Origin of the sequence: Staphylococcus sp. GDY8P47P, assembly GCF_016892225.1 — a bacterium.
Lineage (GTDB): Bacteria > Bacillota > Bacilli > Staphylococcales > Staphylococcaceae > Staphylococcus > Staphylococcus borealis.
Genome location: NZ_JAFENV010000011.1, coordinates 189,268 through 214,158, shown reverse-complemented (window position 1 = coordinate 214,158; position 24,891 = coordinate 189,268). Strand labels below are relative to the sequence as shown.

Here is a 24,891-nt window from a genome sequence, read left to right as displayed (position 1 = left end):
TTTGATAACAATACAATCATTATATTATTTAAGTCAATCAATAACTATTTATAACACAATCATTTGTAAATTTACAAAATCATAAATTGACTAATGAAATGATAAGCGTATAATTATAACGTATCATTTTTGATGAATATTAAAATAACATAAAGGAGTATTTATGGGACAAAATAATAACGAAGGTAAAATCAATCTGGTCCAACTTGTTTTGTTAGGATTAGGAAGTTTAATTGGTTCAGGCTGGTTATTTGGTGCATGGGAAGCTTCTTCTGCAGCTGGTCCTGCAGCCATATTATCTTGGATTATCGGGTTTATCGTTATAGGAACGATTTCTTATAACTACATCGAAATAGGAACAATGTTCCCTCAATCTGGTGGTATGAGTAACTATGCTCAATATTCACACGGTTCATTGCTAGGCTTTATTGCCGCATGGGCAAACTGGGTATCATTAGTTACAATCATTCCTATTGAAGCTGTGTCTGCTGTTCAATATATCAGTTCATGGCCATGGGATTGGGCGAAACCAACTTCTGCATTAATGCATAATGGCTCAATTAGTACAACAGGTTTATTCGCTGTGTACGTCATTATCATTATTTTTTCATTATTAAACTATTGGTCTGTTAAATTATTAACATCATTCACAAGTTTAATTTCGTTCTTCAAATTAGGTGTACCGTTATTAACAATTATTATGTTAATGCTTTCAGGTTTCGACACAAGCAATTACGGTTCTTCTATAGGCGAATTTATGCCGTATGGTAGTGCACCTATCTTTGCAGCAACAACAACATCAGGGATTATCTTCTCATTTAATGCATTCCAAACCATCATTAATATGGGATCAGAAATTAAGAACCCTGAAAAGAATATTGCACGTGGTATTGCCATTTCTTTAACATTAAGTGCCATTTTGTACATCATACTACAAAGCACATTTATTACATCAATGCCACAATCAATGATTAGCGAACACGGTTGGAGTGGTATTAACTTCAATTCACCATTCGCAGATATGGCAATCCTATTAGGCATTAACTGGTTAGCTATCTTGCTATACATCGAAGCGGTTGTATCACCATTTGGAACTGGCGTATCATTCGTTGCGATTACTGGTCGTGTACTAAACGCGATGGAACGTAATGGTCATATTCCTAAATTCTTAGGTAAAATTAACACAACGTATAATATTCCACGAGTAGCTATCGTATTTAATGCCATCATCAGTATGGTCATGGTTACATTATTCCGTGATTGGGGCGTACTTGCTGCCGTTATTTCAACAGCAACATTAGTCGCTTACTTAACAGGTCCAACAACCGTCATGTCATTACGTGAAATGGGACCTAAATTGCATCGTCCATTCCGAGGCGCTATGTTAAAAGTGATGGCACCATTATCCTTTGTACTTGCGTCATTAGCAATTTATTGGGCAATGTGGCCAACAACTGCCGAAGTTATTTTCATCATTATTTTAGGATTACCAATTTATTTCTTCTATGAATATAAAATGAATTGGAAAAACACTAAAAAACAAATCGGCGGTAGTATGTGGATTATCGTATACTTAATCCTTTTAGCTTGTATGTCATTTATCGGTAGTAAAGAGTTTAAAGGTATGAACTTTATTCACTATCCTTATGATTTCTTAGTTATTATCGTGTTAGCACTTGTCTTTTATAGAATTGGTATTACAAGCCACTTCAAGAGTGTTTATTACAAACGCGCTAAGAAAATCAATAAACAAATGAAAGAAGATACAATGGAAGCTGAACAACAAGAAGCTGATAGAAAAGAAGCTGAGCAACAGAATAATTAATCTGACCATCCTAAGTATGCCTGTGCGCATACTTAGGATTTTTTAATATGATATAGTACAAATTTTAATTTCATTGTCCCAATCTGTTTTTATATTCATACGTCATGGTATAGTTAAATTAATTCATAAGTGTAGGTGATGATTTAGTGGTAACGATTAATACAGCAGCTGGTTCCTTTCAAGGGGTAACACATCATAATATAGAACAATTTCTAGGTATTCCTTATGCACAGCCGCCGATTGGTAATCGCCGTTTTAAACATGCTAGCCCACTATATAGATATGATACGTTAGTTGATGCAACGCGCTTTAGAGCCATCCCACCACAACCGTATAATAAGTTAGAAACATTCTTTTCATCTAAGCAACATACATTCAAACAGGATGAAGATTGTTTATATTTAAATATTTGGCGTCAATCGTCTGGTAAATCTAAGAAGCCTGTTATCATTTATTTTTATGGTGGTGGCTTTGTGAATGGTCACGGTTCAGCCGAATTATATACACCAGAACATATTGTTGCCCAACATGATGTCATTGTAATTACATTTAACTATCGATTAGGTGCCTTAGGCTTTCTGGATTGGTCTTATTTTAATGCGCAGTATGATAAAAATAACGGCCTATCTGATCAAATTGCGTTATTAAAATGGGTTGCACACTTTATTGAATACTTTAATGGCGATCCTAACAATGTCACATTATGCGGACAATCCGCAGGCAGTATGAGTATTCAAGCTTTAATGCAGCAACCACAACTGGACCACTATTACCACCAAGTCATGTTATTAAGTGGCGTATTACAGCTAGATTCCATAGAAATAGGTGTGCACAAAGCTAAACACTTCGATGCCTTAATCCAACAGCACTTCTCCGGAAAATGTATACACGATTTAGACACGCAAGCATTGCTACAGTTAATGGCATATGATGAACAAGCACGTGGCAAATCCAAAGGCTTAGAATTAATATATCAACCGATTAACGAAACAACGATGTGCCGTCCACTTGCTCAATTTAATAAACCTGTTGTGTTAGGCTACACAAAGGATGAAGGTGATTGTTATATTCGTAATGAATCACGTAAACTTGAGCCACAGCGTTTTGTTAATGTAATGAAATTGAATCATATCAACGTTGATTTTAATCATGTTCAAACGGGTCAACAACAAGCTGAAGCTGTGACAGCGTTATATTTTATAAGACCGACACTTAACTTGTTACAGCAAATGCGTGAGAATCCGCGTTGTTGGCTAATACGATTTGATTGGGCTCGACCTGAGTATGTTGATTTCGCAAGCGCCTATCATATTTTAGACGTCGTCTTTTGGTTTGGTAAGATGGCTATACTTAAGGCGCATAACATCAAATTGCACTCTTCCGATATTGAATTAAGCAAACGTATGATAAATGACATCGTTCATTATGCCACAACAGGTACCATGCCCTTCGCACCCTATTCAATTGATCACACAGAACCACACATATACAATAATTAAAAAAAGAGTGGGAGTGGGACAGAATTCTTAATAAATTCGTCGTCCCACTCCCNNGATTTAAGCGCCTTCTCAGTTCAGTCAGCTACTGCGAATTCACAAAGTAGCATTATCTTATTACTTATGTCTCAGCCTTTTCTATATTCAATCATAAGATACACTTAGTTTTTAGCATAATGCACATTTTTCAATGTAAGCACGATGATAAGTCCTAGTAAGCCAATAAAGGCACTGACAAATGTGACCGCTTCAACATTCGTATTTGATACAACAAGGCCACCGATAATACCACCTATACCAATACCTGCATTGAGACAAGACATATTCCAACTCATCACTTGACTTGTGTCACCTTCAACATGTTCGATGATACCACTTTGTATTGCTGGATTAGTACTCCATTGTACGATATTCCAAATAAAGAGCGCTACGAGTAATAACACCGTTGTTGACAATACTAAATTAATTGCAAGCATAACTACAATAAACACAGTAAACGCAATGATTAACCAACGTTTACTTGTTAATTTATCAGCGAGTACACCACCCATTGATGTACCAACAACGCCAGCAACACCATTAACGAGTAGCGCTAATGATACATAGCCCATGGTATGACCATTTTCCAAAATAAGTGGATTGATAAATACAAATGTCACTGAATTGGCAATTAAAATAAGTAATGTAATCGCAAGAAACTTAACGATTTCAATTGGTCGAACAATATGAGATGTGACTTGATTATCTTCAGAAACGTTATTATACATTCGATTGGCTTGATTAAGTTCTGTCGTTGTAGGAAGATATTTCAACATTAATAAGCCGGCAATAAGACTGATAACAATAATAAATACGAACGTAAAACGCCAACCAACCCAGTCACCAATCATCGTACCAATTGGCACACCAAAGACATTGGCCCCACTAAATCCAGTATAAACTACGCCAATCATCTTACCTCTATTCTTAGGTATTGTCAGCATAGCCGTTAATGCTAAAACTTTTACGATAATTAAGGATACTGCAGCTGAAGATAATATTCGTCCAACGACTAGAATCGTAAAGTTAGGTGCAATGGCGATAATACCATTCCCTACGACAAAGGCCACTAAAGTCCATAAAAGAACGGGGCGTGCAGGAAATCGATTCGTTAATTTAACCAGTATAGGTCCACATATGGCGAAGGTTAATGCGTAAAGTGTAACCAGTTGCCCGATAATCGCTTCTGAAACACCTAGGTCATCGCTCATTAAATTCATAATTCCAGCGACCATCATTTCAACCATGCCCACAATAAACACACTAATGATAAATGTCGCTATACGCATGACAGACATATTTCTTTCTCCTTTCATTTCATTATTTCTGCATAAAAAAACAGTTACGCACTGTTCTTCAAATTTCGTAACTGTTCCATTATATAATATTCAATTATATTTTTCTTCCCCTATGTTTTAAAAGGTATGTTCATTATTGTTGTATCGATGTTCAATAAGTTCTTGTAGAAAGGCACAAATGGCAAGTAATGCGAGCGCACCATAAATGACGTAATGATTATGTAGTACACCATCAATGCCAAAATTCATATTAAAATACGATTCAACTAGGCTTGTTAAAACTCTGAGTATATTAAATAAAACAAGGATAAGTATGATAAACCCAAGCACATTGGAAATGACTTTCATTTCATTTGCTCCTTTGCTTATTGATTTACTTATATACTAAAATTTTCAAATTAAATGCTACTTAGTTTAATCTTAATTTTTCCTTAAATCATCATTATCAGAATAGTTAAATGTTAAAAAGTTTTATAAGATAGACAATGAGGTGGTATTCATGAACGACGACGTACTCATTATTGAAGATGATAAAGATATTAATGCGTTAATGACATTATCTTTAAGTACGAAAGGGATACAACGTATCAAGTCTGTCGATAATATTGAAGATGCAAAATATGAACTATTGAATTTCAGCTTTCAGGTTATATTATTGGATTTAAACTTAAGATCTGAAGACGGTTATCAATTACTTAAATATATTGATTTAAAGGATACTGCCGTTATCGTGGTGATTGCGAAGACAACAAATATCGATGTATATAAAGGGTTTGAACATGGGGCTGTCGATTATATTAAAAAGCCATTTGATCCGATGGAGTTGTACTACAGAGTTTCTTTACATTTAAATGATACAGATCAATCGACGTACCATTATAAAGATTTAGCCATCAACTTCAACAGTATGGAAGTATTTGTTAATGATAAACCGATCAACCTGACAAATCGTGAATATAATTTATTAACTTATCTTATTAAAAATAAAAACCAAGTACTGACTAAAGATCAACTCTATGCTAAAGTCTGGGGATATGATACCGGCGTGGATGATAATACTTTAATGGTCCATATTAGAACATTACGGAAGAAGATTGAAGCCACGCCGAATGCACCTAAAATGATTAAAACTGTACGTAGTAAAGGTTACATGTTTAAGGAAGATCGCGATGATTAATAAATTCACATTAAAATTTCTTAAGTATATGACGATATTTGTCCTTCTAAACTTTACTATTACATGTATCTTAGTGATCATACTATTTTTTAAAGTATTGCCCAATATTTACTGGGATATTAATGAAATTGAACCTACATACTTAGAGACGTATGGCATCACTCAAGCACCCAATGATAATCTGAAATCACTTGCTGAAAAGCATCATGTTGACTTATATTTTGTGCGAAAAAATGGAGACATTCTCTATCCTAAGTCAAAGCGTCATACAAACATAAAATCAACACTGTTAAAAAATATCAATAATGCGAATTCAGTTATATCAAAAGAAGGAACCTATCTTGTTTATATTTATAAAGATAAAATTGAACAACCTAAAATAACAAATGGTCATGAAATCAAGACGTCACAACTGCTTGATAGTATCGCTACGCTTGATTTCAATCGTTACAATTATTCGGTTTCAAACAATGAACTTCACTTTGTAAGAAATCCAGGACAAAGAACGATATTGTGGAATGATAATTTTGGCGAAGCATTCAATGATAGTAAAAACACATATATTTTACTGTTCATCTCATTTATCATCGTTAACATCATCTTAATTGCTCTAACGGCAATGTTAATTTCGAAGCGACTCACAAGACCGTTATCTTTTTATATTGACTGGATTGGTAATTTATCGTTAGGCAAACTGCATCAGCCTACGTCGAAACGAAAGCGATTTAAGAATCGTCGTACTTATCCTGAATTAGATGCATCTTTGTCGCAATTAAATGAACAAATGTTGTCTGACAAGTTTTATCATAACCAAATTTCATATTACAAATCAAAATGGATCAGCCAAATTTCTCATGATTTGAAATCGCCATTAACAACTATTTATGGATATTCTAAGCTCATCCAGGCCGATAAACAGACGCAATCTTATGTTCAACTTATTTCGGAGAAAGCAACATTTATGAGTGATTTGATTGATAGTTTGAACCAAACGTTTGATATGGAAACAAACCAGACAAAACAAGATAAAGAAGATTTTCCAATTCAATCAACGGTCAATCGAATCACACACATTATCGGTTACGATTCTATAACATGTCACTTTTATTTAGAAGATAACGCCACATTTTATGGTAATAAATTGTATTTCGAGCGGCTATTAATTAATTTAATCAACAATAGTATTGATCATAATGAAATCAATCCTAACATTCAAATGACTTTTTCTAAAATTGAAAATAAGTTAATGATTGATTACGTTGACGATGGTCAAGGCATACCACATTCAAATATAGATACATTATTTAAACAGTCGTATACATCGAAAGCGCATAAAGCACAACACGGTATTGGTTTATCGATTATTAAAGATGCTGTGAATTATCATCATGGCGCAATCACACTATTACCATCTAAACAAGGCGTTCATTTCCATATACTATTGGTGGATGAATCTTAAATAACCTCTAAAAAAGTAAGGGCGTGGGACAACGAATTGAAATAAAATTCTGTCCTACGCCCTTACTTCTCATTTCGTCTATTCTTCTTCAACAGGTGCATTGAGTGCGCTATTGCGTGCAACGAGTTGATGACGAACGTTAAAGAATTGATTATAGCTTAAATAAGTTACAATTAGGGCTGACATGATTGTCGCTGTTGTGTGAATAAACACGACAAGTAATTGGAATTTAATAGCTTGTAATGGTGGTACGCCACCAATAATTAAACCTGTCATCATACCTGGTATCGAAACGAGACCGTATGTTTTAACCGAGTCTATTGTAGGTACGATTGCAAGACGTATACTCTCTCTAATCGATGCTTTAGATGCCAATTTAGGGGTCGCTGCTAATGTAAGCTTAGATTCAATGTCGGTAATGTCTTTCACAAAGGCACGGTCTAAGTTTTGATACGCTAAATTAATTGCAATTAGTCCATTATTCGCTAACATGCCTCCAATTGGAATGACTTCGTTTGCTTTAAAATCGATAGCCCCGGCCAACACAGTAGCCGTTAAAGGTAACGCCGTCCCAATAAAAATGGCGATAAACGAAATCCAAAAGACATGGTGCATTACTGGCGAAGCGCGATTAATAGTATTCCATGACGCATTAATAATAATCACTAATACCGCTAACATTAATATCCACGCTTGATCAATTTTGAAAATATAATGCAAGATAAATCCTAATATAATCAACTGTACAACTGCGCGTATGGAAGCTACAACTAAATCTTTAATAATATGTAATCCTTCTTTATATGAAATAAAGATGGGGATTAATAATAATAAAGCAGTTAAACAAAGGGCTGTATTACTCATTCTGATTTAAAGCCTCCTCTTTCGTGATTTCACCATCGCTAATTGTAATGCGTCTATGGAAATGTCTCATACTTTGATCATCACTATGTGTAATCCATAACACGGATACGCCTTCTTTTACCATGTCGAAAATCATATTTTCTATGGTCTGCTTATTTTGTGTATCGAGCGCACTTGTAGATTCATCTAATAATAATATATCTGGACGGTACATGAGTTGACGGGCAATTGTAATCCTCTGACGCTCGCCGCCTGAAAGATGTTCAATTTTAGAATTCAAATCATATTGACCTAAGTTCACTTTCTTTAATAAATCCATTGCTTTGTCTTTATCAAAGCGGTCCTCTCGCGCTAACGCTGGAAATGACATGTTATCACCAATGGTTTCGCCAAAGAGCTGACTCTGTTGCATTAAATAACTGATCTTCATTCGTAATGTTTCAGGAGGATAATCGTTAAATGGCTTCCCTTTTAAATAGAGTTCCCCATCCGTCGGGCTAATTAAATTATTGATTTGCTTTAAAAATGTGCTCTTACCACTACCAGAAGGACCAATAATAGCAACTGCTTCTCCCTCAGCTAATTGAAAGTTAATATTTTTTAGTATCATACGTCTATCCGCTTTATATGATAAATTTTTGACATCTAATAACATCCTTTTACCAACCTCCTCATAATAAATACTGTTATTATTAAAAATAAATTAAAATACTTATTTATTTAATATGTATGAGCATTATTTATATATATAATAACAAAAAAAGAAGTAAGATAAGTGTCTTCAAGTTGACATTTCTTGAAACACTGCACCTTACTTCTAATTTAATGCATCACTTACCAAATCAGCGGAATGATAATAGTAACATACGATATTAAGTTATTAATCATATGTAACGTAATCGTCGTTGCTAAATTCCGTCCACTGTAGTGATACGCGATTACAAATCCAATTGCCATAATAAGATATGGACCAATTTCAAATGGAGATGATGCACTTAACACATGTAAACTAGCAAATAACACTACTGAAACAACGTACATTGCGCCGTATGTTAATTTCTTACCAAGTTCATGAATAATTAAATGTCTAAAGAGCAATTCTTCAACAATTGGCGTTACGATAACAATATCTAGGAACAATACGGGCCAAATCCACTTTGTCTTGAAGAGCTCTTCGATTTGTTTATTGTTTTCAGTATTACTAAACTGATATTTCTCAGGTAATAATTCTATCAAGTTACCATAAATATATTGTGCCAAATACATCGCAATGAGTACAACAACGATTAGTACGATATGTTTTCTCAAATCTTTAAAGCGCTGAATTGCTAATGGTATGAGTGACTTACGATGCATTAAATAAAACAATAGTAATAAGAGGCACTGCCCTAATAAAACGAAGATTTGATTAATTCCCATCACTTGCTTCATCATTGTCGCTTCGGAGGTCTGCCCTGTAATCGCCATAATCATAATCATTGTTACAATCGTTAATATCAACGGCAGTACAATATTAATGATTAAATATCCTGGTATTAGCCAAAAATCACGTTTCACAATTCGTTTCGATGCAAATTCATTTTTGAATGGTGCTTGCTTTGATGCTTCTTGCGCATGTTCATTTTCAAAAGTCATATGTCTCTCCTTATCTTTTTTAACGATGTATGTTTAATCATGCTCAATATTTAAAAGAATCTTTCTATCATTGTAATAATAAATAAGATGAATTGTACAGAGCTATGATACAGATATGATGCTGCTAAATTCTTGCCAGTTCTCAGATATATAACGATCGCCCCTAACGATAATATGGAATAAGGTATAACTTCCATAACGGATATAAAGTCATAGACCTGTACGCCTACTTCAATCACTATACTCAACACAATGACGACACTAACATTTAGCCTTTTCCCAAGTTCATGAATCATTAAATGTCGATAAATTAATTCTTGAATCAACGGTTGTAACACAACCATAGTAATAAAGGTAAATACAATTGCACTCGGATGATTAAATAAGCCTTCTAAACGAAGTTGCGCCTGGGTTATATCATAACCAATAGGCTTTGGTAGATACTGCGCTACAACATTAATCGCATAAAACAGTAGCAGTGCAAATAGTGTCACCGTAATGATTAACGGTATGTAATGACGTTTAGCTATACGATACTGTCTCAATGCGACATCAGCAATATCATATTTATGTAACGCAAAAAATGAAACGATAACGACAAATTGAGCAATGACAAAACTGATACTTAACGTTAAATTATATAAATAAAGTGGCGGTGGATCTTGCGTTATCATTGCATAAATACCTAAAACGCCAAACACAATAATAATTGGTACTAAAATTTGAAGCATGATGTAAATAGGAATCAATAAGAAATCTTTCTTCACTATTTGAGAACTTCCCCATTGATTTGTAGAAACCTCATGCGTGATTGCCTTTTTTCTTTTCTCCATAGGTCACCTCATACATCTTGTAAGTCATACTTTATCATCGAAATACATCTATGTCATATACCATTTGTTAACCTAACATATTAATAATTTTAAAAAATCGTAAATTTCTTCTTATTTTAAATTGTAAAAGATTTACATTGGTGTATGATTTAAATTGTAGAAGGTTTAAAGGGGGAGAAATAATAGTGATTTCTATACTTACAGTAATGCAGTTTATTGTGAACGTAATGATATTTATTGTCATACTTTCAATAATCGGCTTGGTACTTGTGTTGTTATTTAAAGATAAAGGACAAGATCAACACAGTGTCTTACGTAATTATCCTGTTCTAGGACGTGTACGTTACTTCGCAGAGAAGATTGGCCCGGAATTACGCCAATATTTGTTTGCGAATGATACAGAGGGGAAACCATTTTCAAGAATTCAGTACACAAATATCGTTCTAGCCGGTAAATACAATTCTCGAATGTCTAGTTTCGGGACACAACGCGCATATCAAGATGGATTTTACATACGTAACACCATGTTCCCATTACAACGTCATGAATTACAAATTGATAATCACGCTATGATTTCAACATTTGTCTATAAAGTAGATAGCGAGCGATTATTCAAACGTGATGAACATCGTGATCAAACAGACATTGATCCGTACTACTTAACGGACGATAATGCCATCGTTCTAGGCGATGATTTGGAACATCCTTTTAAAGTAAAACGACTGGTTGGTCAATCAGGCATGAGTTATGGTGCATTAGGTGGTCGTGCAATCACTGCATTATCACAAGGCTTAGCTCGTGCAGGCACGTGGATGAATACCGGTGAAGGTGGCTTATCAGAATATCACCTTAAAGGTGGTGGCGACCTCATCTTTCAAATTGGGCCTGGTCTATTCGGTGTTCGTGATAAAGATGGTAACTTTAGTGACGAACAATTTCTAAAAACAGCACATCACAAAGAAGTTAAAGCCTTTGAAATTAAACTGGCGCAAGGTGCCAAAACACGTGGCGGTCATATGGAAGGCAATAAAGTTACAGAAGAAATTGCCAAAATTAGAAATATCGAACCGTATAAAACGATCAATTCACCGAACCGCTTCGACTTTATTGACTCACCTGAAGATTTATTACAATTTGTTGATAAACTTCGCCAATTAGGTCAGAAACCTGTAGGCTTTAAAATTGTTGTAAGTAAAGTGGAAGAAATTGAGTCACTCGTACAAACAATGGTTAAAATGAACATTTATCCTGACTTTATTACCATTGATGGTGGTGAAGGTGGTACCGGTGCTACGTTCCAAGAATTACAAGATGGTGTTGGTCTTCCATTATTTACCGCCCTTCCAATCGTATCTGGCATGTTAGAACGCCACCAAATCAGAGATAAAATGAAAATCTTTGCCTCAGGTAAGTTAATTACACCAGATAAAATAGCAATTGCATTAGGACTAGGTGCTGATTTAGTTAATATCGCTCGCGGTATGATGATAAATGTTGGCTGTATTATGAGTCAACAATGTCACTTGAACACATGTCCTGTCGGCGTTGCAACGACAGATCCTAAGAAAGAGAAAGCGTTAATTGTTAATGAGAAGCAATATCGTGTGACAAACTATATCACAAGTTTACACGAAGGCTTATTTAACATTGCCGCTGCCGTCGGTGTTAAAAGTCCGAATGACATTACGAGTGATCATATTGTAATTAAACGTTTAGATGGTTCAATTGAAGACATTGTCGATTACAAACTGAAATTAATAAGTTAATATTCAAATAAAAAGATGTCGAGACACAGCATTATGTGAGTTGTCCCGACATCTTTTTCATTATTCATCTGTCATATTACTTTTTTGTTTAAAGCCTAATTTCTTTAATTCTCTAACGGTCCCTTCCATATTGACCTTTTTGCCTTTTTTAGATGTTGCCATTAAAGAGAAGTGCTTCTCGACTTCTTTGATGTTTGCTTTTTTATAGTTTATATCGATTGTTTCAACCCATTTTTCATGATTATTTTCTAAGCTATAAGATACACCTTTAAGGTCTTTCAATTGATGATGATCATGGAACGTCTTCTTAGCTTCTTTCTTAGACATACCGAAATCATTATATTTTAATGTTGTTACCGTTGATTGTTTTACTACTTTATTCTTTTTATAAGACAATGTCGTTAATACATGCTTCCCTTCCATGTCACCTTCATATGTCTTAGAGCGTTCCTTACTACACGCTCCTAATATACTTACACTTAACACCATTAATATCGTCAATACAAAGAACTTTTTCATCATACTCATCTACTTCCCACTGTGTCATTTTTCAATTAAATTATAGCATTTACTTTATCTTATTACGTATATCATTACCAGATAATTTTTATTAGAAACAATTTTTTCAGAAAATCAAAAATCTACATGCTACAATGATAGTAAATAATGACGTTAGGAAGTGTGTGCTTATGAAAGAATCAATTGAATTATTGAAATCATTGACTGATGTAAATGGCATTGCTGGTTATGAACGCAATGTAAAGGCAAAGATGAAAGAATATTTAGAGCCTGTAAGTGATGAAATTATAGAAGATGGTTTGGGTGGTATCTTCGGTAAAAAAGCAAGTGACAATGGAACAAAATCACTTATGGTCGCTGGCCACTTAGATGAAATTGGCTTTATCGTGACTAAAATCGATAATAATGGATTTATCAAATTCCAACCTATTGGTGGTTGGTGGAATCAAGTCATGTTATCTCAAAAAGTAACTATCACAACAGATGATGGTACTGAAATCCGTGGTCTTATCGGTTCAAAACCACCACACGTACTTGATCCAGAAGAACGTAAGAAGCCTGTCCAAATTAAAGATATGTTCATTGATATCGGTGTTCGAAGTAAAGAAGATGCTGAAAATCACGGTATCGAAGTTGGCAATATGATTACACCTTATAGTGAATTTGAAGAATTAGCGAATGGCAAATATTTAACTGCTAAGGCATTCGATAATCGCTACGGTTGTGCACTTGCAATCGATGTTTTAAAAAGACTTAAAGACGAACAAATCGGTGTAGATTTATATGCAGGGGCAACTGTGCAAGAAGAAGTTGGATTGCGTGGTGCTAAAGTTGCTGCTAATAAAATCAAACCTGACCTCGCTATTGCAGTGGATGTTGCAGTCGCATACGATACACCAGGAATGAACAACCTTGGAAGTGAGACGACTTTAGGAAATGGTCCTGTAGTAATCTTAATGGATGCATCTAATGTTGCACATCAAGGCTTACGTCAACATATTAAAGAAGTTGCAAGAAGACATTACATTACTGTGCAATGGGATACAACAGCTGGCGGTGGTACAGATGCAGGAAGTATCCATGTTGCAAATGAAGGTATACCTACAATTTCTATTGGCGTTGCCTTACGATATATGCATTCAAATGTGTCAGTACTCCACACAGATGATTATGAAAATTCAGTACGCCTTGTAACTGAAATCGTTCGTTCACTAAATGATGATGCTTATGAGAGAATAAAATGGTAAGTTACTAGTTAAAATATTATGAATTTGATAGTTTAAGTCATATCATCAAAATATCGCATTCTCACACTAGTGTGTGGTGTGCTTAATATAATGAAGATTAACGTCATTTGACGTCACTAAACCCCAGTCTACTGCCATAGACTGGGGTTATAATATTAACCTTCATTTTAATTTAACTATTACAATTAATTGCTATTCTACTGAATTCTTCCATCTATCATCACTTAACATTTCTCCTGGCCAAGTATAAGCCATAACACCACCATCAATTCGAACCGTTTCACCAGTAATAAATGAACTATCGTCAGATGCTAGAAATGCAACAAGTTTACCTACTTCTTCAGGTTTACCTAATCGACCTAATGGAGTGACCCATTTTTGATTATCGCGAAACGTTTTACCCGCTTCATCTTCTGAAGTACCAGCTAAATTGTCTACTAATGGTGTTTCAATTGTTCCTGGTGCAATAGCATTCGCACGAATATTCTCACGACCATATTCAATAGCGATAGATTTCGTAAAGTTAATGACTGCACCTTTGGCAGCGTTATATCCAGAACGATATAAGTCGGCCGCTTGTCCTGAGAATGATGCCGTATTAATAATAGAACCGCCTTGTTCCATCATTAACGGTAATAAGAATTTGGTTACTAAGAATGTACCTCTCATATCCACTGCCATAATTTTATCGAATACTTCAACAGGATACTCGTGGATTCGGCCTGCGCCATTATCTACACCCGCATTATTAAAGATAACATCTACACGCCCATACTCATCTCTAGCTTTATCCGCAAAGTCTTGGACTTGTTTATCATCTGAGATGTCTACTTTATACGCAGTAGCTTTACCTCCATTATGATTTATTTCTTCAACCGTTTTTTCTAATTCATCCGAAATATCAAGGGCTAGTACATGTGCACCTTCATTAGCCAAGGCTTTTGCTGATGCTTGACCGATACCTGTACTTGCACCAGTGATGACTGCAATTTTATTTTCTAAACGTTTCATAACGGCTTTCACTCCTATTTTCAAATTTCTTTAATGAAATTTAACTCATCTATACAATATTTATCTTCCACACTTCAAACACCCTCAAACCTTATGCTCATAATGATAGCGCTTCATCACACAATTTAATTCCAATCTTATTTAATAAGTAATTATTATTGTACTTATCACATTAATAACCAATTCTTATACTTAAATTTCTGAAAATTGCTATATTTTAAAAATCAGTTTGTTATACTTTGAGTTAACTAACAAAGGGGGGGCATTTTATGACCACTAATACAAAAGAAAGAACATCTTTAGTTAATAAATTTCTAAATGGTGTTGAAAAAGCTGGTAATAAATTACCAGACCCTGCAATGCTTTTCTTCTTAATGTGTGTTGGCTTAGCCGTTATCACTTGGATTGTGTCTCTTTTTGACGTATCAGTGAAACATCCAGGGAATGGAGAAACCATACATATAAAGAGTATTCTTAGTACTGAAGGTATCGCTATGATTATGAATGATGCCGTTAAGAACTTTTCTGAATTTCCTGCACTAGGACTTGTATTAGCGGTGATGATTGGTGTTGGTGCTGCTGAGAAATCAGGATATTTTGATAAGTTAATGATTTCAGTTGTTAACCGAGCTTCAAATCGAATCATTGTACCGACTATCATTTTAATTGGGATATTAGGAAGTCTAGCTGGGGATGCAGCAACAGTCATCTTACCCCCACTTGCTGCAATGATCTTTATTAAGATTGGTTATCACCCAATCGCCGGTCTTGCAATGGCCTATGCTTCTTCATTAGGTGGTTTTGGTGCAAACTTTTTAATTGGTATGCAAGATGCATTAGTCTATGCCTTTACTGAACCAGCGACGAAGATTGTTTCAGATAGTGTCAAGATCAATGTGGCTATGAACTGGTACTTTATTGCCGCGAGTGTCATCTTGGTACTTCCCGTTATCTATTTCACTACTACAAAGGTTGTTATTCCACGTTTAGGCGACTATGATGCAAGTCAAGCAGATTACGATGAAGATGAGGAAACATCATCACATATTACGCCAACAGAGAAAAAAGCGTTGTTCTGGGCAAACATGTCTTTCGTAATACTCATCGTAGCGTTAATCATTTGTTGCTTACCAGAAAGTAGTTGGTTAAGAAACGCAAAAACTGGAAGTCTTATTGATGATTCTCCATTAATTAATGGTGTGGGATTAGTCATCCTCGTTATTTTCTTAATTCCTGGGATTGTTTACGGGATTTTAAGTAAACAAATTCAGAATTCCAAAGATTTAGGTAGCATGATTAGTGACTCACTTGGTTCTATGGGATCATTTATATTAATCGTCTTCTTTGCCGCTCAATTACTCGCCTTTTTACAATGGAGTAATCTAGGGATTATTGTGTCAGTCTATGGCGCTAAATTATTACAACATCAAAATGGGATTGTGCTCATCATCGGCATTATCATATTGAGTAGTTTAATTAACTTAATTATTGGAAGCGCATCTGCTAAATGGGGTATTCTTGCGCCAATCTTTGTACCAATGATGATTCTACTCGGTTATCATCCAGCGTTTACACAAATGATTTATCGTGTCGGTGATTCTATTACAAACCCTATTACACCAATGATGCCTTATATGCCACTGGTGCTATCTTATGCGCAAAAGTATGATAAAAATATGAAACTAGGTTCCCTACTTTCGAGTTTAATGCCATACACCTTCGCATTAGGTATTGTGTGGACCTTATTCGTCATTGCGTGGTACCTTCTTGGCATTCCACTCGGACCAGGTGGCCCTGTCAAAATTCCACACTAATTCGCAATGCATCGTGATAATTGAAACGCAAATCTTTGTAAAGACCTTCTCATTTATTGAGAAGGTCTATTTATATGTAATCCCTTACAAAAATTTTTACTTATTACCAATAATTATGTCACTCTCTCTTTTTCAAAGCGTGATATTACGGTAAAATAAAGGTATAGAAGTGTATTCATTATTAACATTATTTTAGGCATTTAGGAGGACACGATGGAAGAACGAATAGGTTTAGTAGATATTGGATCCAACACAATCAGATTAGTTATTTTCAACTTTAATAAAGCGACAGGCATTAATGAATTGCTCAACATTAAGACCCCTACACGTCTAAGCCAATATCTCACTAAAGATAATAAGATGAGTAAAGACGGCATAAAAGTACTCATTGATGCACTACACAGTTTCAAATCTGTGTCAGATAAATTCAATGTAACCGAGTTACATCCGATTGCTACAGCGGCAATTCGTCAGTCTAAAAACAATGACGAAATCGTCAAGGAAGTTAAAAAGGAAGTAGGCATCGATATTAAAATCGTACCTGAATCGGACGAAGCCTACTACGGTTACTATGCAATCACACATACGACGGAAATCGAAAATGGTGTATCCGTTGATATCGGCGGTGGTTCGACTGAAGTAACATTATTTAAAGATAAAGAACTTTTTGAATCCCACAGCTTCCCTTTCGGTGTCGTGACACTCAAAAGAAAATTCTTCAATGACAAAGCGCACAATGACAAAGGTGCTATTAAAGATATGGAGAAATTCTTATCACAACAATTTGAATCGTTAGAATGGCTTAAGGATCAAAAGGTTGCGCTTGTGGGTGTTGGTGGTTCCGCTCGAAATGTTGCCCGTATTCATCAAGCCGAGCATTCATATCCTATTGGTGGCGTCCACAACTACACAATGACGAATAAAGATATCGATGAAGTCTTTGATATCATTCGTAAAAACGATCGTGATGATTTAACCAACCTTGATGGTTTAAGTCGTGATCGTGCAGATATTATCCTTCCAGCGGTATCCGTATTTAAAACATTATATAAAATTGTAGACGCAAGGCAGTTCACATTCTCAAGAAATGGTCTACGTGAAGGCTATGTCATGAAACAAGTTCGTGAACGCTACCCTGACGTCTTTGATAAACATAACGTCCGTAAAGAGTCCATTCATTTCTTAGCACGTGAATACAAGATTGAAGATGTTAGTTCACAAGCGCGTCTCAAACTAGCTAAATCGTTATTATCACAACTCATTGATATCGCAGATTTAGATATTAGCGACAATGAGCAACGTCTCTTTGAAGAAGGCGCTTATATATACTATCTTGGTAGTTTCATTGATTCTGATTCAAGTTCTCCACACACGTATTACATCATTGCAAACTCAATGATAAACGGCTATACACATAAAGACCGAGTTAAATTGGCGTTACTTGCCAGCTTTAAAAATAAATCACTATTGAAATTCTATTGCCAAGAAACGGATTGGTTCAGCAATAAGGAAATAGATTCAATCCAAACATTAGGTGGCATTATTAAATTCATTAACGCATTAAACATTTCACAAACAAGCTTTGTTGTCGATATCGAATTGAAGAAAAAGAAAAAAGGCGACGATGACTATCAATTAACTGTATTTTATACAGAAGGCGAGCCTATTGCCGAAGAATATCAAGCAAATAGACAGAAAAAACATATCGAAAAGATACTTAAAGGAAATGTTTCTATCATCTTTACAAAATCTTAAAACAAGTATGCTATCTTTAAGTTAGGATGTTATGCCTTTTACTTACTAATTGAAAAGAACAACGCATATTTGAGGAAATGACGAGGTGTATTTGGAATGCAAACTCAATTGGGAGAAAATGATATTAGCTTACCGCAGTACTATAACAATCGCGAATTAAGTTGGCTTGATTTCAACTATCGTGTACTTCAAGAAGCATATGATAAAAACAACCCGCTACTTGAAAAATTAAACTTTATATCTATTTTTAGTTCAAACTTAGATGAATTCTTCATGGTTCGTGTTGCTGGTTTAAAAGACCAAGTTAAAATGGGATATGATAAACCTGAAAACAAAGCACAAATGACACCACAAGAACAAGTTGATGCTATCCAAGAAAAAGCTAAAAAATATGTAGATAAGCAATATGAACGCTACAATGAATTAATGACTGAACTTCGAGATTACGAAATTGTGATGTGTGAACCAAACGAATTATCTGAACCAATATTAGATAAATTAGAAAGAGATTTCAAATTAACTATCTTGCCAACCTTAACACCACTCGGCATAGATGCTTACCATCCGTTTCCTAAGCTTAATAATAAAAGTTTAAACATCTTCGTTGATATTGACACTGAAGATGCCATCAATTCAGCCATCGTTCAAATACCATCACTTATTCCAAGATTTCTAACTTACAATGAAGGTGCTAAACAGTATGTTGTGATGGTTGAGGACGTTATTACTTACTTTATCAATTATTTATTTACTGGTTATGAAGTCTTAAATACATTTACTTTCAGAATTACAAGAAATGCTGATTTAACGATTCATGAAGATGGCGCAGAAGACTTACTTATCGAAATTGAACGTTTCCTTAAAGAACGTAAGAGTGGTTCAGCAGTACGTCTAGAAGTTGATGGTCGTACCGCTAATCCAGATGATCTTGATTGGCTTATCGAGACATTAGAAGTGGATCACCAAGATGTTTATTTCCTTAATGGACCACTAGATTTAACATTTATCTTTGGTTTAGTCGATCACTTATCTCATAAATTAAACTATCTCACTTACGAGAAATATTCACCACAAATTCCACGTTCACTAGGAAACAACAATTTATATGAACTTGCATTGAAACGTGACATCTTCTTCCACCATCCGTACGAATCTTTCGAACCGATCGTTGATTTTATCCGTGAAGCGGCAGATGACCCTAATACGATTGCAATTAAACAAACATTGTATCGTGTAAGTAAAGACTCACCTATCATTAAGAGTTTGAAAGAAGCCGCAGAAAAAGGGAAACAAGTAACCGTACTTGTGGAATTAAAAGCACGCTTCGATGAAGAAAACAATGTCCATTGGGCACGTATGTTAGAAGACGCAGGGTGTCACGTGATATACGGTATGACACACCTGAAAACACATAGTAAAATCGCATTAGTAGTTAAGCGTGTCGGTGGCGAATTGACGTCATTCGTTCACTTGGGTACAGGTAACTATAATGACAAAACTGCGAAATTATACACAGATATGGGTATTATCACTACAAATAAACAAATTGCAGAAGATGCAATTAACTTCTTCAATTATTTAAGTGGGTACTCTGTTAAACCAGAATACAATAAATTAATCGTTGCACCTTTCGATATTCGTGACGTCTTTATCGACCGAATCGACAAAGAGATTAGCAGTCACCTTCAACATGGTAACGGTAAAATTATGATGAAAATGAACTCATTAACAGACAAAACAATCATCGAAAAATTATTCGAAGCATCACAAGCCGGTGTGAAGATTCAACTCATTATTCGTGGTATTTGTTGCTTAAAACCTGGTATCCCAGGCATTAGTGAGAACATTGAAGTTGTAAGTATCGTTGGTCGATTATTAGAACATTCTCGTATTTATTACTTCCATAATAATGGCGATAAACGTATCTATTTATCATCAGCTGACGTAATGACACGTAATATGATTAAACGTGTAGAAATCCTATTCCCAGTTGAAGATAAAGAGATTGGTAAACGTTTAGTCGACTTTATGGATTTACAATTATCTGATAACCAAAAAGGACGTTTCCAAGACGAACATGGTCATTACCATTATGTAGAAAATAACTTGTCACCATTAAATTCACAAGTTTATTTAATGCAAGAAGCGATTAAATATGGCCAAGAACTTAAAAAACGTTCAGCTCAACCTTCAGGTATGCCTGTCGTATCGAAACGTCGTGCAAATTGGATGAACCGCATTCGTCGTTCATTAAAAAATAGTCTATAAACAATTTAAAAAGGCAATGGTCGCACATGACCATTGCCTTTTTTCTATTATTTACTTCTCTGGATGATCGTACCAATGATTTAAGAATTGATATAGCACATCGCTATAAGTTTGAAGTTCCGATGCTTCAATCTTCTCATCTACGCTATGTGCTTCTTCTAGGCTACCAGGTCCATATAAAATCGTAGGAATGCCAAAGTGTGCAGTCCAGCCACCATCCGTTACTGTCGTACTCATACCATGTTTTAAGTCTGTGCCATGAACATGATGATGTGCTGATTGTAATTGTTTAAAACCAGGATGATTGAGCGGAATAGTGAAGCTTGGGAAGATTTCGCCTTTATCTTCAATCATTGATTCGCCGCCCCATTCAAACTGCAATGGATTCTCACGAAGCCAAATATCAGCCTCAGCCACACGATTCAAGTAATCTTCTATTTCTGCAACTACATCTTCATATCGCTCGTTTGGCAAATAATGAACCGTTATCCATAAACGGCACTCATCTGCAATAAAGGCAGGATGACGGCCACCCTCAATGACTGCTGGATTAATCGTATTGGCACCAGGTGGCATACCAGGACTATGTTTCATCACTGCCCAATGTTGTTCTAAATCATTTAGAGCGTGTATAATCTTTGTCATTTTCTCAATGGCACTCGCGCCAAACAATCCACCACCAGCATGGATGATTTGACTACGCGCACCATCATGAATGGTATTCTTACTTTTCACGGTAATCCATCCGGTAATCACACCACCTTGACCAAGCGCCATATTCTCACTTGTGTCTAACACGAGTGCTAAATCAGCTTCAGGTCCAATTTCACAAGCAAGTTTCGTACCTGCTTCACCTACTTCTTCTCCAACAACCGATTGCACGATAATATCACCTTTAGGTTGGCGTCCTTCTTGATGTAACTTTTCAAGAACATAAAATAATGACGCCATACCACCTTTCATATCACTTACTCCACGACCATAAAGCCAGTCATCCAATTGGGTTAATTCAAATGGCGGATACGTCCAGTTTGAATCATCATCTACTGATGCCACATCTACATGGCCATTTAATATAAGTTTAGGTGCGGAAGGGTTACTCCCCTTCAAAGTCGCGACAATGACACTATCATTCATATAAAGTTGCTCACGTTGAATACTAAATCCAAGTGCTTTTAATAATTCCTCAATCTCATCTTGCAAAGGGTCTGTATTACGTCCAGGTGGACTCTCCGTATTATAGCTAACTAATAATTCTAATAAGTTATAAAGACGTTTCTCCATCTTTGTCACTCCTCTAAATCTTAGTTATCCCCACTATCGTCCTTCAATATGAGTGTATCACGATAAAAATTACAAAAAAGGTGTTTCTTGCCAAATGACAAGAAACACCTATGACTATTATTATACTGGTCGTACTGTCACTTCGTTCACATTAACATGTGCAGGTTGTGTTAATGCGTAAACAATCGCATCTGCAATATTTTCAGGATCTAGTTTCTTACGACCACCAAAGTCACTGCGTTCTGTCATTGGTGTATCTACCATTCCTGGTAATATGCTTGTTGTTTTAATCCCTGTTTTTGCTAATTCTTTTTCTAAGCCATTAAAAATCATCAGTACAGCAGATTTTGTAGCACTATATAATGCACTTTCTTTAGATACTTCATTCGCAGATATAGATGCTAAATTGACTACATGTCCTGACCCCTGTGCTTCAAACTTAGGTAATATCGCGTTAAGACTGTATAGAAGTCCTTTAATATTCGTATCAACCATTGAATCCCATGACTCAACTTGATAGTCTGTGATTTTAGATGAACGCATGACACCTGCACAATTTACGAAGATATCCACGTGTCCAAATGTATCGATGACTTTTGCTACTAGTGCATCTACTTCTACTTGGTTTGTCACATCTGTAGGTACAATGTGTATATTGTCTTCATTCATATCTTTTGCTACCGTATTCAATTTATCATGACTACGTCCTGCTAATACGACTTTAACACCTTGCTTCTCAAGTGCTTTTGCTGTTGCTGCTCCGATACCACTACTTGCACCGGTAATAATTGCTACGCGTCCGTTTAATTCTGTCATTTCACTTCATCCTTTACTTTAGATTCATAAAATACATTACCTTATTTAAAATGCATTAAACCTTTAAGACAATTCCTAGGAAATATTATTATGAAAATACTAAGATGAATTGTAATCTTTAAGAAAACGTATTAAAGTTAATATATGTAATTAAATCATTGGGCATATAGAAAGATAGGAGGTTACACAATGACATTTGAAGAACGTATTCAAGCGTTACGCGCTGAAAAGAGTAGAACAAGTTTCTCATTTCATTTCATCGATTTATATAGTGAAGAAGAATGGATGGAGATGAGTGTGAATCAACGTACACGCCAAGAGAGAGAATTTATCGCACAATTGGACCAAATTCCACGTGTAAGAATGCCATTCTCTAGTCAAGAAGGCTACAAGTTTAAGTTATATAATCAAGAATATCAATATAATGAAGTTAAGAAGAATTTCAAAGATTTATAATACACTGAAGCCCGTATCTCTATGGTAAGATACGGGCTTTCAACACATTATTCCAGAATGATTAGGGGTATATTTATGGTATGCCTTCGACTGCTCACCAACGAAGGCATATAAGGTTCTTGAATGTTAATAGGAGGCCATTCAATTTGTATTAATTTGTAACGAGTGTTTTACGTTCGAGTCCATAGTAATATAGTCGTTCTGCATCAATATATGGAATTGAATCGATAGTCAAGTAGCCATCTTTAATATCACCGATCATTCCCTGATTAACACCAGTTTTCAAATAAATGTCGTAACTGCCTTCATCAGAAAAAACAACTTCTTCAATTACTTTTCTCATCAGTATCACTTCCCATTACTTATTCCTTACAATTCTTATCATACACCCTTTTAAAAATTTTTAAAGTATTTTGTGATACTTTTCACAAATAGTTCACTTTTTTGAAAATGAAAGCTATTGAAGGAATTTATGTATGTGGAATATAAAAGGATTTATATTTCACTTAAGTCGATATACTTGCCTAGGGGGCTATAAAGTAGTTCTTAGATAGATATTCACTTACTTAAGTTATTTCGCTTTCCTGCGGCAAAGGCTCAAGCCTGTAGTCTTGAGACACTTTCTTTTCCGCTAGGAGTCTTATAACTTCGCTACGTTATCTATCTTAGAACTACTCACAATGCGTTAAAGCGCTTAGGTTCAGGTAATTATACTTTTATGTTATCCCTCTTAACTATGATGTATATTCTATGGTTTAACATTAAATATTTTAAATTGAATACACTCGGCATTAAAGACTTTCTCTATTAAATCCTCTACACTTTCAAATTCATCATGGTTTTCATATGGATCAATAATATAAAACTTAGGTGTTTTACTATTTAATCCTATAATTCTGAATATCAAATATTTTTGAGGGTTCTCATACATGGCATATATTTCATTTAATGATAAGTAAAAAGGTTCATCCTCTTTTTTAGATTTAGTGGCTTTAATTTCAATATATTTTTCAACTGGACTATCTAAATTTTGAGGATCAAAAGCAGTCATGTCATATCCATATCCGTGCAGTTCACCCATAGATGTATCAATTGTATTAATAAATTGTTCTTGTAAATTTTTATCAGATATATTTTTTTCAATTAAATTCATAAAATATTGATAAGCTAATTTTTCTCCAATTTGTCCCGTTATTTTGTTTTCTTTATGGGCTTTTTCAATGTCGTCATCAGTTTGTTTTTTAGTAGAGGTCTTATATTTTTTTGCATATGTGGAAGCTTTGGGCTTATCTATTTGAGACATTTGAATATTTTTATTTTCATTAATAC

The 24,891-nt window shown here is 35.0% G+C and carries 22 protein-coding genes; 10 read left to right on the top strand and 12 right to left on the bottom strand.

The window, feature by feature from the left end; genetic code table 11:
- Positions 1-163: 163 nt before the first annotated feature.
- Positions 164-1,825 (top strand): APC family permease, encoded by a 1,662-nt coding sequence (locus JVV30_RS04060; RefSeq protein WP_070854694.1) that lies wholly within the window; start codon positions 164-166, stop codon positions 1,823-1,825.
- A gap of 146 nt (positions 1,826-1,971) precedes the next feature.
- The gene (locus JVV30_RS04055) at positions 1,972-3,324 is read left to right on the top strand and encodes a carboxylesterase family protein (protein ID WP_204193480.1); all 1,353 of its coding nucleotides are present in this window, start codon (positions 1,972-1,974) and stop codon (positions 3,322-3,324) included.
- A 158-nt stretch (positions 3,325-3,482) separates the two neighbouring features.
- Here JVV30_RS04055 and JVV30_RS04050 read toward each other — a convergent pair whose 3' ends face one another.
- Together JVV30_RS04050 and JVV30_RS04045 are read right to left on the bottom strand one after the other, a co-directional pair.
- The gene (locus JVV30_RS04050) at positions 3,483-4,658 is read right to left on the bottom strand and encodes an MFS transporter (protein ID WP_204193478.1); all 1,176 of its coding nucleotides are present in this window, start codon (positions 4,656-4,658) and stop codon (positions 3,483-3,485) included.
- 117 nt (positions 4,659-4,775) lie between these two features.
- Positions 4,776-5,006 carry a hypothetical protein gene (locus tag JVV30_RS04045; protein WP_204193476.1) on the bottom strand — a complete coding sequence of 77 codons (231 nt, stop codon included), beginning with the start codon at positions 5,004-5,006 and terminating at the stop codon, positions 4,776-4,778.
- 151 nt (positions 5,007-5,157) lie between these two features.
- Here JVV30_RS04045 and JVV30_RS04040 point away from each other — a divergent pair, with 151 nt between their 5' ends.
- Positions 5,158-5,835, top strand: coding sequence for a response regulator transcription factor (locus tag JVV30_RS04040; RefSeq protein WP_204193474.1), 678 nt, complete (start codon positions 5,158-5,160; stop codon positions 5,833-5,835).
- Complete coding sequence (locus tag JVV30_RS04035) at positions 5,828-7,294, top strand: sensor histidine kinase (protein WP_107629077.1); 1,467 nt, start codon at positions 5,828-5,830, stop codon at positions 7,292-7,294. The genes JVV30_RS04040 and JVV30_RS04035 overlap by 8 nt, the downstream gene beginning before the upstream one ends.
- 78 nt (positions 7,295-7,372) lie before the next feature.
- On the opposite strand, the gene JVV30_RS04030 is transcribed toward JVV30_RS04035, so the two are convergent.
- The 4 genes from JVV30_RS04030 to lnsB all read right to left on the bottom strand — a co-directional run bounded on the left by JVV30_RS04030 (position 7,373) and on the right by lnsB (position 10,626).
- Complete coding sequence (locus tag JVV30_RS04030) at positions 7,373-8,158, bottom strand: ABC transporter permease (protein WP_204193471.1); 786 nt, start codon at positions 8,156-8,158, stop codon at positions 7,373-7,375.
- On the bottom strand, positions 8,151-8,813 hold the full coding sequence (locus JVV30_RS04025; protein WP_070854700.1) for an ABC transporter ATP-binding protein: 663 nt from the start codon (positions 8,811-8,813) through the stop codon (positions 8,151-8,153). The genes JVV30_RS04030 and JVV30_RS04025 overlap by 8 nt, the downstream gene beginning before the upstream one ends.
- Before the next feature lie 179 nt (positions 8,814-8,992).
- Positions 8,993-9,793 carry a CPBP family intramembrane glutamic endopeptidase gene (locus JVV30_RS04020; RefSeq protein ID WP_204193468.1) on the bottom strand — a complete coding sequence of 267 codons (801 nt, stop codon included), beginning with the start codon at positions 9,791-9,793 and terminating at the stop codon, positions 8,993-8,995.
- A 50-nt stretch (positions 9,794-9,843) separates the two neighbouring features.
- On the bottom strand, positions 9,844-10,626 hold the full coding sequence (gene lnsB, locus JVV30_RS04015) for a CPBP family lipoprotein N-acylation protein LnsB (RefSeq protein WP_204193465.1): 783 nt from the start codon (positions 10,624-10,626) through the stop codon (positions 9,844-9,846).
- A 188-nt stretch (positions 10,627-10,814) separates the two neighbouring features.
- Between lnsB and JVV30_RS04010 the strand changes: the two genes are divergently transcribed.
- A complete protein-coding gene (locus tag JVV30_RS04010; RefSeq protein WP_204193562.1) occupies positions 10,815-12,392 on the top strand; it encodes a glutamate synthase-related protein in 1,578 nt (525 codons plus the stop codon).
- Between the two features lie 60 nt (positions 12,393-12,452).
- Here JVV30_RS04010 and JVV30_RS04005 read toward each other — a convergent pair whose 3' ends face one another.
- A complete protein-coding gene (locus tag JVV30_RS04005; protein WP_033079732.1) occupies positions 12,453-12,914 on the bottom strand; it encodes a YehR family lipoprotein in 462 nt (153 codons plus the stop codon).
- Positions 12,915-13,081: 167 nt separating this feature from the next.
- Between JVV30_RS04005 and JVV30_RS04000 the strand changes: the two genes are divergently transcribed.
- Positions 13,082-14,158: a M42 family metallopeptidase gene (locus JVV30_RS04000; RefSeq protein ID WP_049426135.1), complete on the top strand. Its 1,077-nt coding sequence runs from the start codon at positions 13,082-13,084 to the stop codon at positions 14,156-14,158.
- A 192-nt stretch (positions 14,159-14,350) separates the two neighbouring features.
- Here JVV30_RS04000 and JVV30_RS03995 read toward each other — a convergent pair whose 3' ends face one another.
- Positions 14,351-15,169 (bottom strand): SDR family oxidoreductase, encoded by an 819-nt coding sequence (locus JVV30_RS03995; RefSeq protein WP_011274915.1) that lies wholly within the window; start codon positions 15,167-15,169, stop codon positions 14,351-14,353.
- A gap of 269 nt (positions 15,170-15,438) precedes the next feature.
- On the opposite strand from JVV30_RS03995, the gene JVV30_RS03990 reads away from it, so the two are divergent.
- From JVV30_RS03990 to JVV30_RS03980, 3 genes are all read left to right on the top strand, one after another.
- Entirely contained in the window at positions 15,439-16,983 is a 1,545-nt protein-coding gene (locus JVV30_RS03990) for an AbgT family transporter (RefSeq protein WP_204193464.1), read from the top strand.
- A 213-nt stretch (positions 16,984-17,196) separates the two neighbouring features.
- Positions 17,197-18,738, top strand: a complete 1,542-nt coding sequence (gene ppx / locus JVV30_RS03985) for an exopolyphosphatase (protein WP_204193463.1) — start codon at positions 17,197-17,199, stop codon at positions 18,736-18,738.
- A 96-nt stretch (positions 18,739-18,834) separates the two neighbouring features.
- Positions 18,835-21,006, top strand: a complete 2,172-nt coding sequence (locus JVV30_RS03980; protein WP_204193462.1) for an RNA degradosome polyphosphate kinase — start codon at positions 18,835-18,837, stop codon at positions 21,004-21,006.
- 51 nt (positions 21,007-21,057) lie between these two features.
- On the opposite strand, the gene JVV30_RS03975 is transcribed toward JVV30_RS03980, so the two are convergent.
- Both JVV30_RS03975 and JVV30_RS03970 read right to left on the bottom strand, forming a co-directional pair.
- The gene (locus tag JVV30_RS03975) at positions 21,058-22,290 is read right to left on the bottom strand and encodes an acetylornithine deacetylase (RefSeq protein ID WP_204193461.1); all 1,233 of its coding nucleotides are present in this window, start codon (positions 22,288-22,290) and stop codon (positions 21,058-21,060) included.
- 120 nt (positions 22,291-22,410) lie between these two features.
- A complete protein-coding gene (locus JVV30_RS03970) occupies positions 22,411-23,106 on the bottom strand; it encodes an SDR family oxidoreductase (protein ID WP_037535654.1) in 696 nt (231 codons plus the stop codon).
- Positions 23,107-23,295: 189 nt separating this feature from the next.
- Between JVV30_RS03970 and JVV30_RS03965 the strand changes: the two genes are divergently transcribed.
- Complete coding sequence (locus JVV30_RS03965; RefSeq protein ID WP_037570701.1) at positions 23,296-23,562, top strand: DUF1413 domain-containing protein; 267 nt, start codon at positions 23,296-23,298, stop codon at positions 23,560-23,562.
- A gap of 151 nt (positions 23,563-23,713) precedes the next feature.
- On the opposite strand, the gene JVV30_RS03960 is transcribed toward JVV30_RS03965, so the two are convergent.
- Positions 23,714-23,905, bottom strand: coding sequence for a hypothetical protein (locus tag JVV30_RS03960; RefSeq protein ID WP_011274908.1), 192 nt, complete (start codon positions 23,903-23,905; stop codon positions 23,714-23,716).
- 405 nt (positions 23,906-24,310) lie between these two features.
- A complete protein-coding gene (locus tag JVV30_RS13210) occupies positions 24,311-24,865 on the bottom strand; it encodes a protein NO VEIN domain-containing protein (RefSeq protein WP_107642746.1) in 555 nt (184 codons plus the stop codon).
- Positions 24,866-24,891: the final 26 nt, after the last annotated feature.